General features: G+C 42.9%; 14 protein-coding genes. All 14 read right to left on the bottom strand.

All coding sequences use genetic code 11. From position 1 onward, the window contains the following. Positions 1–63: 63 nt before the first annotated feature. Entirely contained in the window at positions 64–252 is a 189-nt protein-coding gene (locus NQ117_RS17935; RefSeq protein WP_258279372.1) for a hypothetical protein, read from the bottom strand. Continuing rightward, positions 233–1,393 (bottom strand): SGNH/GDSL hydrolase family protein, encoded by a 1,161-nt coding sequence (locus tag NQ117_RS17930; protein WP_258279371.1) that lies wholly within the window; start codon positions 1,391–1,393, stop codon positions 233–235. The genes NQ117_RS17935 and NQ117_RS17930 overlap by 20 nt, the downstream gene beginning before the upstream one ends. A 95-nt stretch (positions 1,394–1,488) precedes the next feature. Beyond that, a complete protein-coding gene (locus tag NQ117_RS17925) occupies positions 1,489–2,682 on the bottom strand; it encodes an MBOAT family O-acyltransferase (RefSeq protein WP_258279370.1) in 1,194 nt (397 codons plus the stop codon). Positions 2,683–3,045: 363 nt separating this feature from the next. Continuing rightward, complete coding sequence (locus NQ117_RS17920; RefSeq protein WP_258279369.1) at positions 3,046–4,098, bottom strand: hypothetical protein; 1,053 nt, start codon at positions 4,096–4,098, stop codon at positions 3,046–3,048. Between the two features lie 10 nt (positions 4,099–4,108). Then, complete coding sequence (locus NQ117_RS17915; protein ID WP_258279368.1) at positions 4,109–5,068, bottom strand: 3-oxoacyl-[acyl-carrier-protein] synthase III C-terminal domain-containing protein; 960 nt, start codon at positions 5,066–5,068, stop codon at positions 4,109–4,111. Positions 5,069–5,100: 32 nt separating this feature from the next. After that, positions 5,101–6,273, bottom strand: a complete 1,173-nt coding sequence (locus NQ117_RS17910) for a radical SAM protein (RefSeq protein WP_258279367.1) — start codon at positions 6,271–6,273, stop codon at positions 5,101–5,103. Between the two features lie 49 nt (positions 6,274–6,322). Next, positions 6,323–6,577, bottom strand: coding sequence for a phosphopantetheine-binding protein (locus NQ117_RS17905; RefSeq protein WP_258279366.1), 255 nt, complete (start codon positions 6,575–6,577; stop codon positions 6,323–6,325). Positions 6,578–6,588: 11 nt separating this feature from the next. Next, on the bottom strand, positions 6,589–7,614 hold the full coding sequence (locus NQ117_RS17900; protein ID WP_258279365.1) for a Gfo/Idh/MocA family protein: 1,026 nt from the start codon (positions 7,612–7,614) through the stop codon (positions 6,589–6,591). A 1-nt stretch (position 7,615) separates the two neighbouring features. Beyond that, complete coding sequence (locus NQ117_RS17895) at positions 7,616–8,725, bottom strand: radical SAM protein (RefSeq protein ID WP_258279364.1); 1,110 nt, start codon at positions 8,723–8,725, stop codon at positions 7,616–7,618. A gap of 155 nt (positions 8,726–8,880) precedes the next feature. Beyond that, a complete protein-coding gene (locus NQ117_RS17890; protein WP_258279363.1) occupies positions 8,881–9,993 on the bottom strand; it encodes a glycosyltransferase family protein in 1,113 nt (370 codons plus the stop codon). Then, on the bottom strand, positions 9,990–11,288 hold the full coding sequence (locus tag NQ117_RS17885; RefSeq protein WP_258279362.1) for an ATP-grasp domain-containing protein: 1,299 nt from the start codon (positions 11,286–11,288) through the stop codon (positions 9,990–9,992). The genes NQ117_RS17890 and NQ117_RS17885 overlap by 4 nt, the downstream gene beginning before the upstream one ends. 60 nt (positions 11,289–11,348) lie before the next feature. Next, the gene (locus NQ117_RS17880; RefSeq protein WP_258279361.1) at positions 11,349–12,158 is read right to left on the bottom strand and encodes an ABC transporter permease; all 810 of its coding nucleotides are present in this window, start codon (positions 12,156–12,158) and stop codon (positions 11,349–11,351) included. Positions 12,159–12,161: 3 nt separating this feature from the next. After that, a complete protein-coding gene (locus NQ117_RS17875; RefSeq protein WP_258279360.1) occupies positions 12,162–12,971 on the bottom strand; it encodes an ABC transporter permease in 810 nt (269 codons plus the stop codon). Further along, complete coding sequence (locus NQ117_RS17870; RefSeq protein ID WP_258279359.1) at positions 12,968–13,948, bottom strand: ABC transporter ATP-binding protein; 981 nt, start codon at positions 13,946–13,948, stop codon at positions 12,968–12,970. The genes NQ117_RS17875 and NQ117_RS17870 overlap by 4 nt, the downstream gene beginning before the upstream one ends. Positions 13,949–14,130: the final 182 nt, after the last annotated feature.

Genomic DNA, 14,130 nt, shown 5'->3' with positions numbered 1-14,130 from the left:
CTTGCAGCATCATACGCCACAAGCTTTTCTTCCACCTTTACCTATTATAAATCTATGAATCTACTAAAAGTTCATATAAATGAATTCCGTTGATTCACCTGAAAAGAACAAGATTCCTAATACGACAACGATCATCAATGCTGCTCCAGCAAGTGTAACAAGCCCTAGAATCATATAACGACCTATTTGCTTACCAAGCGGCAAAGGCTTGGACTTATGCTTCTCTAAGCGACTACTTGTTGGTAATTCCATATGCTTTCAACCTCTTGTATAGAATTTCGCCAAACAGCTTATTGCCTGCATCCGTCATATGCGAAGGATCGTGATAGTATTTATGATCCACGACATTCGTTCCGCCGTTGAACTCAATATATGGATATCCACGAGATTCAATCAGCTTTTTATAAGAACCCATTACTTTGTTGTAATCTTTCCAATCCAGCAGCTTGCGTTTCGTTATCAACGTCTTGTCCAGCGGTGCCGAATAGAAGACCGCTTTCTTATTATGCTCTTTAAGCAAATCCAACGTCTGCTCCATCATGAACAAGCCGAAGCTATTGTTAGGGTCAAATGGTTTCTTCCACGTGTAGAGAGACTTGAAATGTTTATCTACCTTTGCCTTATAGGTGTTGCTAAATGAATCATATGCACGATACGGAGATACAGCTGGTTCGGGTTTAACCCCTTTCTTCGCATCCTGCTGCTTTTTCATTTCCCGACGCAGTTTCTCCATCGGCGTACGTGTTTTTAAGAACTTATAACTGAGCGCATCACGGTCATGGAATAGCGTCCAGTTATTCAGCACATTTGCCGTCATCCAGTTATGCGCATCACTTGGAAGAGAGCCTTTATTTTTAGTAGGGAATTCATCCAGCCAATCTTTAGGGATACTTTGGCCAAGCTTGCTAACCATTGTCGGATATACCATAACATCTGGCTCATTCTCAGTTACTACAGCTATACCATAGTTCACCTCATAGACGACATAATCAATCTCATCGATCATCGACGCAAGAATCGCATATGTCTCTGTAAAGCGACCACCTGTAAGTCCGAGGTTATAAACGGTTTTGTCTTTCATATGCAGCTGGAGTACACCAGCTGTCGTGTTTTTACCGTCCTTTACGGTAGTGCCAAAGACGGTTGATGGTCCAAACACACCGACTTTTTGACGTCCATTATCAGGCTGCTCTTTCAAATGCTCGATCCAGAGCGGCATATAGACAATAGAATCATAAGCGGGCACACGCAGTTCCTTCTTCGCGTGAGTCACGACTTCCTTTTGCATATCATTCACGATAGGCGTGGCCCACTGATTAATGCCAACAACACCTAACGTTGCGATGGACACCATTAACACCGACAGCGACTTCCATGGAAAAAAGTTACCCATTGCTAAACATTCACTCCTTTAGTCCATTGTTTTGAGAGTTCTTCATACAAATACAACTTGTAGCTACAACCATCATAAACGCAAATAAGGAACGTTTATTTTAAGCCGAACAACCGCAGCGTCAAATCCCAGCCCGCTAAAATAGGTAATACAAAGAATACCCTGCTAATCGTGACGCCAAAGAATGTAATCGCGATCGACAATACGGTAGTACCCGGTTTTAACCATTTCGGAACAGGCGGGAACTTCGGCTTAATTTGCTTCAAAAAGAAACGATGAATACAGAGCATGACTCCGTGGAACATTCCCCAGACAACGAAGTTCCACGCTGCGCCATGCCATAATCCTGAAACGGTCATCGTACACATCAAGTTAAAGTAAACGCGCGGCTGCGATACTCGGCTGCCTCCAAGCGGGAAATACACATAACGTGTCAACCATGCGCCAAGCGAGATGTGCCAGCGATTCCAGAATTCCGCAATACTTCGCGCCATGTATGGATTTCGGAAGTTCTCCGGTACCACGATGCCGAACAGTCGAGCCGTACCGATCGCGATGTCTGAATACCCTGAGAAGTCAAAATAAATAACGAATGTATAAGCAACTAATGCAATCCACAATGTAGTCGGGTCCGACTGCGCGATTCCAGCTTCCGTATATATAGGCGCCGCTATTACCTTAATGCTCTCTGCCAGAACAAGTTTCTTGAATAAACCAATTCCGATGCGCCCAATGCCATAAGGAATGTTCTCCCATTGAAAGCGATTCTGCAGCTGTGGATAGAACACTTGGAATTGCTTAATTGGCCCTGCCACCATTGTCGGGAAGAAGAAGATGAACGCCAACAGACCAATCGGCTTGTGTTCGGGAAGATTGCCACGTTTGCGCTCTACCAAATAATGAATCAATTCAAATGTGAAATATGAAATACCTAGTGGCAAAATCAATTGTTCCACCGTTGGTAGGAACGGCTGATTAATAAACGAAAATAACTCCTGTAAGGTTTCAATCAGCATGCCGCTATATTTAAAATAACCTAATACAAGCACAGTCCCTATTATGGCTGCAGGATATATCCACTTGCTAGACTTCTTGGTTGCCCAATAGATGAGCAGGAGTGCAATGATAACTTCACTTAAGAGCAAAAATATAAAGGAGCCCGCGTAATACGTATAAAACGTAACTCCGCCTGCGAACAGGACGTAAGGTCTCACACGATAAGGCACAACATAAAATAAAATAAATGTTGCAAGTACGAATAACCAGTATAGCCAATCTGTATAAATCATGTCCTCAGCTACCACCATCCACTTTGTAATCTATTTTTTCCACTGTTTATGTAATTCGAGATTCTTCTTGTCAGTATAGATTAACATTCGAATCTCTCTACCAACATCTACGTGCTACTAGAATCTACGTTTACACATAAATATGAGTATACCTGTTAGATGCATAAAACGTCCAAAAGTTTTGTAAATTGTAATTTTTGTATTAGATAATTTTGTATGAATAAGCAACAAAAAACCACAAGCGGTTAGCCGCATTGTGGTTCAAAGTAAGCTATCATAGCTCTATTGTCTATAATCCGATGGTTGCAACTAGGTTTCATTTATCATGCCCCTCCATAAGGAGTAATGGAACCTTCACACTCACTATTTATCAACTTGGCTACAGGCTGGTTCAAAATTCCTTCTTATTCGTATTAGCCCTATTCCATAATCAACACTAGCAAATACGAGCAAGGCCGTTTGACCATATACCATCGCACCTGTATGAACAGCTTCTTGTAAAGTCAAAAAGGGATCACTTCCGAGGCCGTTCACTTCTGTCCATTCCGATCTTTGGTAGAGAGATATGCCTGTTTGAGCGGCTATGCGCTCAACCTGACTGATCCACTTTGCTGACACATGCTGTACGATCATCAAATCCGTCTGCGCATGTTCTCCCTGCTTCACCGACGATTCCAATTGTTGTACTAAGCCATCAATAGCTTGATCGTAATCATCGCTTGACCAATGAAACATATCCGTTGCCAGATAAGCAGGCCTGCTCGCATAGGATAGTACTTCAAATTCACCGCCTTGCGAGGATACACGACACCACATTGCCATATCTGCTTTCAAGTATCCATCCCAATGACGTCTGCTGAATGGATAGACCGTCTGGTCAATAATCGCAAGCACCGCGTGACTTGTATTATCTTTGTGCAGCAGCCGTTCCAACCATCTCAAACCTAGAATACATGCTAGACTGCCATGCTGGCCAATAGCCAAAGGCAGTGTACGCGCATGTCCTAGTGCTTGTGCTAGTTGGAAACTAGGCATATAAATAATAGCTGGAACAACGGTTTCATGACAGTAGCACAGATAGGATGCGTTGTTGTATCGCCCTGATTGAATCGCCTCTGCACAAATCGAATCATACGGCTGTTCATGAAAAGCTGGAATGAGAACAGGGGCTACTATTGTTGCTATTGAATGGTTCGTGGTTCCAGCATTAGCAGGATGAACAGGAACACGACTTTCCGCACTTGGAGGCCACAGAGGCGGCACATCAGAATCGTGAAACAAATTCCCCCTTTCTTCAGCCATCTTATCAAGCTCGTATTCCATTGCTTCACCGCATTGCTCAAATGTTTTAAAAGTATCTGCCGTCTTTATGCAAAGATCGCTTAGAAACAAACGTGAGGATAGCTCAAGAACCATTATCATCCACCTACTTCTTCGTAGTTTCGAATGATGGGCAATACTGATGAAGGGCACACCCAAAGCTGCCACCCGTACCAGTCGTCAAGGATAAATAATAATCGCCATCCGTAAGCGCTTCGTGGGTAATCGCATGTTCCAGATTGAAAAGAACATCCGAGTTCGTCATATGGCAACCCGTATGCAAGGAAGGCCTATAAAACTTCTTCAATGATATGCCTGTTGTACGTGCTACAGTCTCCCATACGAAATTAGGCATGTTGTTGCAAAATACAAGTTTAATATCTTCAACCTTAAGCCCATTTTTCTTAATCATGCGGATAATAAATTGCCGTATGTGCAAGTAGTACAATTGGTAAGCTTGATTAATCTTTTCTTGGTCATTGTCATAGACGACTTTATCATGCTTGCATTCTACGGCAAGGAGCTGATGTGCTCCTTTTCCGTATTCTAGAATGCAGGCAGAAGAACTATCGCCAACGAACACATAATCGGTTACGTAATCAAGCGGGTGTCTTCCTTTATCGCAACCTATAAATAGAATAGCCTGGTTGGGATCATGCTCAAGTATAAGCTGTGCATTTTTGAGCACGGAATGAAAGCTGGAGCAAGAGTACTCCTCCAATGCATAGATAGGTACATGCTCCAGCCCCCACCGTGCTAATACAGGTTTAAAGAAATTCCGATCATGCCAGGCAACCATAGAAGTTTGGGCAAACCATATTTCCGCTATCATGGTTCCTTCTTGCCTGCATTTTTCAATCAAGGGATCCACTACCCGCTCAATCATTTGAAGGTGAGTCAAATGTTGTTCCATCGCAACCGTATATATGCCTTCATGATTGAAATCTGCCTCGTCCCTCGTAAAGACGTAACCTTCCTTCTCAGCATTCCGTATTACATCACGAATCGGTACCGTATCAGGTTGGTACAAGGACCATGCAGATATATGAAAGGTATCGGTTGTCATCGCCGCTCACTCCTCCTCATTCAGCAGACCGTTTATCTGCCATGATTATAAAGGAGAACACAACGGGAGCACACAGGAGTCAGTCCTTCACCCAATACTTCACGATGACGTCGGAATGAATCGCTGTGGAATACTTCTTGCAGATCATCTTTACTCAAATCACCAAGCGTAAATTCAGGAAAAAACTTGCATGGATTGACCTTTCCATCCGGCATAATGTCGATGCGATTCGAAATGGATAAACATTGTGTTCGTTTCATGGCAGGTTTTTCAGAACCAAGTACAAAATCTCTCACTTCTCCTGGTTCAAGTGCAGGCTGGAAGCGTATACGACTGTCCCACACTCGAGAATTGATCCGCTTCATCTCGTCTTGCAGCGGCTCAATATTTTCTTCAGACACGCGGAACGTAAACGAATGCCAACTATATCGCTGCTGCATTTTTGCCGCCTCAAGCCAGTTGAAGCGCTCGCGATAATAGTCATCCATTTTATTGGCAACATCTTCTGGAATGTACCAAGGAAATACGAAGTAAACCGTATCAATACCTAATGATTCAAAATATTCCATAAAGTCATACAACTTCCCGATCATGGCATCGTTAATCGTCAAGCTGATCGAAATTCGACCTTTATACGTGCCCGCTTTTTGCATTTCGAACAGCATGTTCATTTGCTCAACAACTTTTTTAAACGTTCCTCTACCTCGAATCGCATCATTTTCTGCCTCAAATCCTTCAAGGCTGATTAGCAATGTAAGTCCTTCTGATATTTTCAAAATCGAATCCAATTTATCCTTAATAAGCAATCCATTCGTACAAATCGTAGTCGTACGTGGATCTTCTGCCAAATAGTCTGCCAATGCTTCAAATTTGGTATAGTATAGAGGTTCACCCCCCCAAAGAAATAGGCGTGAACTTCGATGCTGTGTATCCATTAACAATTGGCGTAGCAGGTCAAAATCAATCTCTGCGTTTTTTACCTCTTTTGACATGTCATTGTGATACCCGTCACTATTCCATTCAAAGCAATGCTTGCAGCGCAAGTTGCAGCCATTGTTTAGCTTAATGCCAATATCATCTGGCACATCCAGCGCAAATGTAGGATCATGCCGCTGTGCTCTGCGAGACACTGACATATTGCGAATGGTCCGTTTTACATTTTGAAATGTATTCCGGTCAAATTTAACATGCGTACGTGGTTGCATCGCCTGCCTCCCTCCAAATATTACGTATTATTTTCACGTAACCGACTCTCTAGGTCTGTGGTTGAGCTGCCTTTGATACTCGCAAGAAAGCTGAAAAAATTTCAATCGATGATAAATGGTCATAGTCGAACGTATCAAAGTCAATTTGGATATCAAACTCGTCTTCTATAGCTAGCATAAAGTTAATCATCTGCAAAGAGTCAAGACCCGCATCATTCACAATATCTGAAGTTGGCTGCAACGTTTGTACTAGAGATGGATCTTCCTTCACTTCACTTAAGATAGCAATAATTTTCTCATTCATCTTGACTCCTCCTAATCTATAACGATCGTTGTTGATAGCATTCGAGCTTCGTTGTATAGCTGCTCGAGAACCTTTACTCGTTCACCTGTCTGAGCAAAAGCATCACTAGAAATTCGATTTATAATGACATCACTGAAATACTGCCATTGATTTGAGAAATAAGACTGCTTCTCATACCCTATGCTCTCAACATCTCCACTTCCGGTGTGCTCAACTTGTATAGCGAGCTTGCAGGGTGCAATGCCTGGGCGGAAAATATCTTGCAGCACAACCTTGCAGCGCTCAAATTGAAAAACAACACTTGCCTCATACTGCTCCTCAAACGAACCTTTAAAAGTGGACTTCAAGCCATTCTCATACATTGCCTCTGCACGAAAATTCCAATCTGTACGATTAGGCCCGTCAAAATTAGAACTAGCTTCGGCATGTACCATGTTCAATCCAACGATAGCTTGAAGCGTTTGAAGCCAATACGTACCGAAATCATACCAAGCTCCACCGCCCTGCTCTGGGTACATTCGATAATCATCCGTTCCTTCTCTATCCACCCTAACACTGAGATTCATGTCCACGGCATGCAGCTCACCATACTCACCAGACTCAACAAACCTTTTCACCGTTGATTGCCATGGATGATGTTGAATCATAACACCTTCCAATACGTCAAGACCGCTCCGTAATCGTTCTGCTGCAATTCGTTCATACTCATTCATCGTCAAGCACATTGGCTTCTCAACCAGGACATGCTTGCCCGCTTGCAAAGAACGTATTACCCACTCCACATGCTGCTCATTAGTCAAAGCAATATAGACGACGTCAATATCTGGTGAAGCTAGCAACTGCTCGTAACTTCCAAACGCATGCGGTATAGCATACTTGGAAGCAAATTGCTCAGCCCGCTCAAGGGAACGGCTGGCAATGCCATGAACCGTTAAATTAGGCACACTGCGTAAAGGTTGTATCAGCGCTCTTCCCACAATACGAGCGCAGCCAAGAATGCCAATACGAAGCACACCATTCATCTGTATATTGCTCATCTTATTTCTCCGTCTTTGTTTTGAAATTCAAGCAGCATGCTTGGCAAATAGGAAAAGAATTACGTTTTAAGTAATTGCGATATTCCTTGTAGCGAGGCCCTTTCCAAATGTCTAAAAGGCGCTCTTCATTTACATTGCCTAAAGTAAGGTCGTAGAAAGCGTGGCAAGAGGTAACATCGCCGCGCGCATTAATCTCCGTGCTGAGCCAAGGGAATTCACAACGTTTTTTCGCATGCGACAGCTCGTGGCTGTTGCCGCTGAAATAGAGTTCAATCGTTTCCTCGGTCATATTTTGAGGGTAAGCGTTGAAATAAACGCCTTTTTCTTGGCAATAGCGCTCGATATTGCGCACTTGACGAGACAGCTCTTTTCTATCCATTTCACTAAATTCAGACAATTTACGAACAAATCCATTGGAAACTTGCGCATTCGTGTCTAGATTGAAGTTGGTTTTCAGTATGTTACGATATTCAACATGATCTTCTGGAGTAATAAATGACTGGAACTCTAGACTAATATGATCCAGCTTCGTAATATCAATGTGCTCGAAGAACAACCGCTCCACATGCATATAAGTTAAAGGGGTAATGATAAAAATAATCCCTACTTTAGGAAACTCCAAACCTTTTGCTTCCCTCAGGTCAAATAATTTCTCTATGCCCCGTCTAGCCTTCTTAAATACGCCTGGGCCCCGCTGCGCATCATTGATTTCTTCTGGTCCATCCATAGAAACCCATACTCGATGCGCCCCATGCTCGATAATCGTTTCCGCTTTCTTTTCCAGCAAGGTGCCATTGGTAGGGAAGGCCACCTGACTGCCATAAAACTTTAATGTTTCAAGCACCTCATCAAAATGCTTGTACATTAAAGGTTCGCCACCGAACAAATCATAGTACGGCTTCGCGTGACTGCAATCCTCGATAATTTGCTTTACAACATTAATGTCTAATTGAGCTAGCACCGGTCGCTCTTTATAGGCGCCATTATCGCCCCATTCATAGCACATCTTGCAGCGCAAGTTACATGCCTCTAACAATTGCAGCCATATCCATCGAGGTGTAGACGTGTTGATAACAGACGGTATCCCTTCTTTGTTTACCTGAATTGCCATCTTGTATCTCCTCCTCATCATAAAAGTAGGTTGGTTGAACTACATATCTCTGACAAGACAACGTACGATACTACGTCACATCCGAATTGCAGTCTCTTTCATCCTCACCTCCTTTCATGGCTGCGCTTATACTTGCGCCGCTGACAGGGGACTATTTAGTTTATAGGTACATGTAAACTGGCAATAAGCTCTTCTACAACATCTACTGCGTTATTGCGTGCCCTCATTAAGTTGTCATGCATCTCCCTTAACAAATCGTTAGAAAACCCTGCTTCCTTCCACAACTCATAACGAATGCCGAATCCTGCTGATTCCCATAGTTTCATATTCGCTTCCTCATGACTGCCAAATGGCTCCAACATAATAATAGGAGTTGCCGCAGACAATGAGTCTACTAAAGTTGCACCGCCTGGCTTGCTAATAACAGCACGACTGTTACGAATGAGATCGAATACTTCAGGATAAGAGTTGCTGCTGCATGATGGAAAGGCAACATCCCCTTGCTCAGTAACCTCCGCAAATGGTGGAAAACGATGTTCACCCTGTTCATTGATGTCCCAAGGATTCCACGCAGGATCGATCATATAATAGCGATGAAGATCACGTTTATCAGGAATATCTTCAATATAGTAAGCGATTACATTTAGTGCAAGCTGCTGTTGGCGTGCTGGATCGATTATATTTTGATACGTGCCAATTCCCCATCCGCCACCATGAATCGTATAGCGGTCAGCACGCGACTCGAATGGCAAGGGTGCTTCCTTGCTTACAATGAGCTGCCGGCATAATTGCTGTTGCTCATTCCCTTCGAACATCCATACATTGCGATAAGCGTCTCCGAGCCCTTTATGCACGGCATAAGAAGCAGATTCTCCTGCATCAAGTCGAACCAATTGAATGGTAAGGGGCGTGCCCCCCATTATTTCTTTATATCGCTCAATTACAGGAATCCAGAAACCAGTCATCACAATAAAATGCTGCCTACCTTCTTCCTTCCATTTGGATAGCAGCACTTCAACTTGAGCCGTCTCCAACGTATCGCCCAAATTCTTTGCCAAGTGATAACCTGTCTTTGCGACTCGAAAGCTCTGATGGAAAGCTTTGCGATAACGAGGGATGCTGTCCCGCGTCACCGATGGATATAATTGCTCCAACATTTCTATTTGAACCTGCAACCCTTGAGATCTCAACTGATGCTGCAGCAGCTTCGCAGGAACATAAATACCTAAGGAATTAGCTGCACTTAATACGGTAACGAATGCGCTCATTTTCCATCCACCTCCTCCATAGAAGGAAGTGTAAACCGCTCGAATCGCTCGATCATTTGTTGAAATGAAACAGCATCTTGTCCTAGAAATAGAAGAAACACTCTATAATGCCATCGTTCAGCGTGTAGATGGACTGCATACGTATAGATAACGTAGCGGTGACGAGTATCTGGCTCAAGTGCCTCATCCAGCAATGCTTTCAACTCTGAAAATGTGTACTTACGCTCGGCATCTACACGTATATAACGGCTCTCAGCATAAGCATACGTACGAAGTTGAGTTTCCACATACGGAAGCAAATACGTCACCTGCGTGAAACGTCCGTTAATCTCGATTACCGGATACAGGTCTCCTAGTTCATCCACAATCGAATCCACGCCAATGACCCCTATATATCCTTGCTGCTGAAGCAGGTGACCTAATCTGAGCATCTCTTTCTCATAGGTTTCACGCAATGCTGCTGGGATTTGTGGTGCATAGTCCGTGCCTACATATACGCCGCGCTCCTGAATGCGCTGCTCTGTAATCGCCAACAAATGCACTTCTTGCGGCTGAATAGAAATTTGCGCATTCAAGGAACGTTTAATCGGGTGCCAAGCTTCAAGCAAAAGCTCGAACGTAGCAGCACGCCTGCGAATGAAAGCAATCATCTTTTTAAAAGCCAACTCACTATCAAGAACAGATAAACCTTTCCCAGAAGAACCATGCGGCGATTTGAGGACTGCCTGGGTGAAACCTTGCTCACGAATCATTTGGTAAGTTTCTTCTAATTGTTCAGGCGTATGACAGAAGTAACCTTTAGTAACAGCAAAACCGTTCTTCTCTACGAATCTTCGAACCTGATATTTGTCATTTAGCTTACGAACATAATCAGCATCGTCATATCGCAATTTCCAGCCGTTATCTTGTGACCATTGTCGAACCTGTTCCGTTAATAGAAAGGGAAGAAGGAGAGCTTCTTTATCCTGTTTATGCTGTACAGCATTGAAACCTGAGTCGCCGATAAGTGATACCTGAATGTACGGCAGCGTTCCTTGTCCTCGCTCCACCTCGACATAGGCTACAAATTCATCTTCAGGTTGATGATGAAATAATACTGTATCCCCGCTCTCAGCTACCCAAAGCAGCTGTTGTTCTTGCTGAACAACTAGCTGTGCTTGCACAGGATCATTTAAAACCGGGAAATATTTTCTAGTGTTCCACGCCTGATCATCATTCATATTGGCATACCAAAACGCGATGGATGAAGCTGGCTTAAGCAATTGGATAGGACTTTCTGTAATATAGCTTGTCATCCTTATAAACACCTCCATCGAAATGCTGCTGCATATTCGTTAGTCGTTCAATTAGATGAGTTATAAGCTGGAACTGTTATATTGACGAAGTGCATATTTCCATACGGTTCGAATGAGGAAGAAAAACAATACGGGCGCTAGCAAAGCCCAAATCAACTCGGCCGTTGAAAGTTTGCCCAATACAAACAATGGCCCATAGTTCGTGATTAAGAAAAACGGCAATATGAATGTTCCAATATGCTGAATCGCACGATGATAGAGGCTTGCCGGCATATTGTTAGCATCCCATAACGCATAAGAAATTTCTGCTGCTGCACTTGTATCCAGCAACCAAAAAGACAAGAGCGAAGGAATGATCATAAGACAATAGGTCAATATGACACCGATAAGTAAAAAAACGATAAACCCGACCACCGTTCCCCACGTCCACATCACCGAAGATGCATTCCAACCTTTCGTAATTAAGACAACACCTGTTATCACGTTAGGCAATGCCATTCCTAAGTCAATATGCCGTAAAGACACTAAAAACTGGAGCGATATAGGTTTGGTCATCATCATATCAAGCGCACCGCCGCGAATCGTTTGACCTAATATCAAAAAGTTTTGAAAAAAGAACCCCATGTAAATGCCTGTAAATACAAAATGCACGCCCAAGAACATCAATATAACTTCTGGTGATAAACCATCAATGTGCAGATTCGTTTTGAAAACGAGCAATACGTACAGTAGCTTTGCTATAAGAAATGCAACCTCGGCCACGATGCCTGTAATAAAGTTAAAGCGATATTCCATTTGACTCATGAGCGAATATTTGACAAAAAGACGGAGGATGTGCAAATGTCTTTTCACTTCTGTCCAACGTGTCATCGCTTAACCTCCTAAACCCAAATATCGCTTGAATCCTAGCTTCCAACTTGTATAAGCCACACCGCCCAACACCACACTCCAGCCTAGCTGCATCAGTAGACCTAGCCATAGCTCTGAAGATGGTATTATGCCTGTCCACACATTTACTGGCCAGTAAATCATGTAATAGAACGGGAGTACAGATATAACGGAGCGGAATCCTTCACCAAATAACTCAAGAGGAAACATGCCTCCACTTACAATATTAATAACTAGAGAAGTTACAACGAAAAAATAGGAGATGTCGGCCAGCCAGAAAGCAATAGCAGAAACAGCGAAAGAAAGAAGAAAGCTTATGACCATTGCCATAACGATCGATAAAATGAAAATAACGATTCGTTCAGGTTCATGCTCTAGATGACGAGATGCTGGTGAAACGAAGAGTATTAGAGTAATAATGACGATAAAGCCGATGATATAGAGCAGCTTCTGACCGAAGTAATGACATAAACGAAATCCAAAATAGCTGATCGGCTGTATCAGATATCGATTCAAACCACCTGTCTTAATGTCATTGGATACTGCATGCTCCATATTGGTCATGACGAGTTTGGATACTACTGCAGCTAGAATCGTATAGGCAATCATCTGCTCATAGGAGTAACCGAATAAAGTTGTATCGCTATAACTTTTATAGACAGTAGACCAAATATAATACTGTACAACCGCTGGAACAAATGCACTGATGAGAGATAGAAAAAAGTTGGAGCGATATTCCAAGGCATGCTGGAGACCGAAGCGAAATGTGACAGCATATTTATTGGCGTTCTTCATGACTGCCTCTGAAATAAAGCCTCGATGCCTTCTTCGGCACCGATCTCAGCAATAAGAACATCCGAGACAGGCAGCAGCTCCAACAACTGCCGCGATGAACTCGCAATATTAGCTGATTCTAATTCGATTACTGCGGTTATACCGTCGTGATGCAGTATATTTCCAAATGGCAGCAACCTCTCTCGATCAATGTGTTCATGGAATTGCAGCTTCATAATGCGTTTATCACTATAATCAGAGTTAACATCCTGAAGTTCGCCATCATACGTGATACGACCTCCTTGGATCAGAATCACTCTAGGACAGAGATCTTCGATATCTTTCATATAGTGGCTTGTTAATATAATAGTTGCATTCGTTTGTTCATTATAATGCCGTAGAAACTGTCGGATTGCTTTCTGAGCAAGCAGATCAAGACCAATCGTTGGCTCGTCCAAAAAAAGCAGCTTCGGACGATGAATTAAGGATGCGATCAACTCCATTTTCATCCGCTCGCCTAACGATAATCTTCTAACTTGTACATGCAAAAGGTCCCTGACACCCAGCATATCGGTTAATTCGTCTAATGTTCTCTGATAACTATCTTGTTCAACTTGGTAAATGCATTTATTTAGATAGATGGAATCTGCTGCAGGAAGGTCTGGCCATAGTTGACTTTTTTGTCCCATGACGATGGAGAATTGCTGTTTGAAGTCCTTATGTCGTTTCCAAGGAGTATAACCCATAACCGTTGCGGACCCGCTAGTCGGATGGAGAATACCCGACAACATTTTCAAAGTTGTTGATTTCCCTGCCCCATTGGGACCAAGGAACCCTACCATTTCTCCTTGACGAATGGAGAAACTCACATCATCAACGGCTATTTTGGTTAGCGTATTTCGGTGAATAAGATTTTTGAACGAGTGGAGAATGCCAGTGTCTTTCTTATAGTAAGAAAACGCTTTCGTAAGTTGTTTTACTTCAATAATATGTTCCATGGAACATCCCCTTTGTAGAGAACATACTGCGATAATCATTCATTAGCAATATTGTAGGCGCTATAATGACAAATGTCCACGAATTATGTTCATATCCCGAAAAAAATCACTACTGTCCGTATTATCCCCCTCTTCCATTACCAATCCCATACAATTCTATGCTATCATTTCTATCACTACCG

This window comes from Paenibacillus sp. SC116 (assembly GCF_024733555.1).
In the GTDB taxonomy this organism is placed as follows: Bacteria; Bacillota; Bacilli; order Paenibacillales; family Paenibacillaceae; genus Paenibacillus_B.
Note: the sequence above shows the minus strand (reverse complement) of the source record. Positions and strands in the feature narration are given on the sequence as shown.

What these genes read in the sequence shown, in the direction of transcription:
- NQ117_RS17935 (WP_258279372.1), bottom strand. Translation starts at nt 252, where the DNA reads ATGGAATTACCAACAAGTAGTCGCTTAGAGAAGCATAAGTCCAAGCCT.
- NQ117_RS17930 (WP_258279371.1), bottom strand. Translation starts at nt 1,393, where the DNA reads ATGGGTAACTTTTTTCCATGGAAGTCGCTGTCGGTGTTAATGGTGTCC.
- NQ117_RS17925 (WP_258279370.1), bottom strand. Translation starts at nt 2,682, where the DNA reads ATGATTTATACAGATTGGCTATACTGGTTATTCGTACTTGCAACATTT.
- NQ117_RS17920 (WP_258279369.1), bottom strand. Translation starts at nt 4,098, where the DNA reads ATGGTTCTTGAGCTATCCTCACGTTTGTTTCTAAGCGATCTTTGCATA.
- NQ117_RS17915 (WP_258279368.1), bottom strand. Translation starts at nt 5,068, where the DNA reads ATGACAACCGATACCTTTCATATATCTGCATGGTCCTTGTACCAACCT.
- NQ117_RS17910 (WP_258279367.1), bottom strand. Translation starts at nt 6,273, where the DNA reads ATGCAACCACGTACGCATGTTAAATTTGACCGGAATACATTTCAAAAT.
- NQ117_RS17905 (WP_258279366.1), bottom strand. Translation starts at nt 6,577, where the DNA reads ATGAATGAGAAAATTATTGCTATCTTAAGTGAAGTGAAGGAAGATCCA.
- NQ117_RS17900 (WP_258279365.1), bottom strand. Translation starts at nt 7,614, where the DNA reads ATGAGCAATATACAGATGAATGGTGTGCTTCGTATTGGCATTCTTGGC.
- NQ117_RS17895 (WP_258279364.1), bottom strand. Translation starts at nt 8,725, where the DNA reads ATGGCAATTCAGGTAAACAAAGAAGGGATACCGTCTGTTATCAACACG.
- NQ117_RS17890 (WP_258279363.1), bottom strand. Translation starts at nt 9,993, where the DNA reads ATGAGCGCATTCGTTACCGTATTAAGTGCAGCTAATTCCTTAGGTATT.
- NQ117_RS17885 (WP_258279362.1), bottom strand. Translation starts at nt 11,288, where the DNA reads ATGACAAGCTATATTACAGAAAGTCCTATCCAATTGCTTAAGCCAGCT.
- NQ117_RS17880 (WP_258279361.1), bottom strand. Translation starts at nt 12,158, where the DNA reads ATGACACGTTGGACAGAAGTGAAAAGACATTTGCACATCCTCCGTCTT.
- NQ117_RS17875 (WP_258279360.1), bottom strand. Translation starts at nt 12,971, where the DNA reads ATGAAGAACGCCAATAAATATGCTGTCACATTTCGCTTCGGTCTCCAG.
- NQ117_RS17870 (WP_258279359.1), bottom strand. Translation starts at nt 13,948, where the DNA reads ATGGAACATATTATTGAAGTAAAACAACTTACGAAAGCGTTTTCTTAC.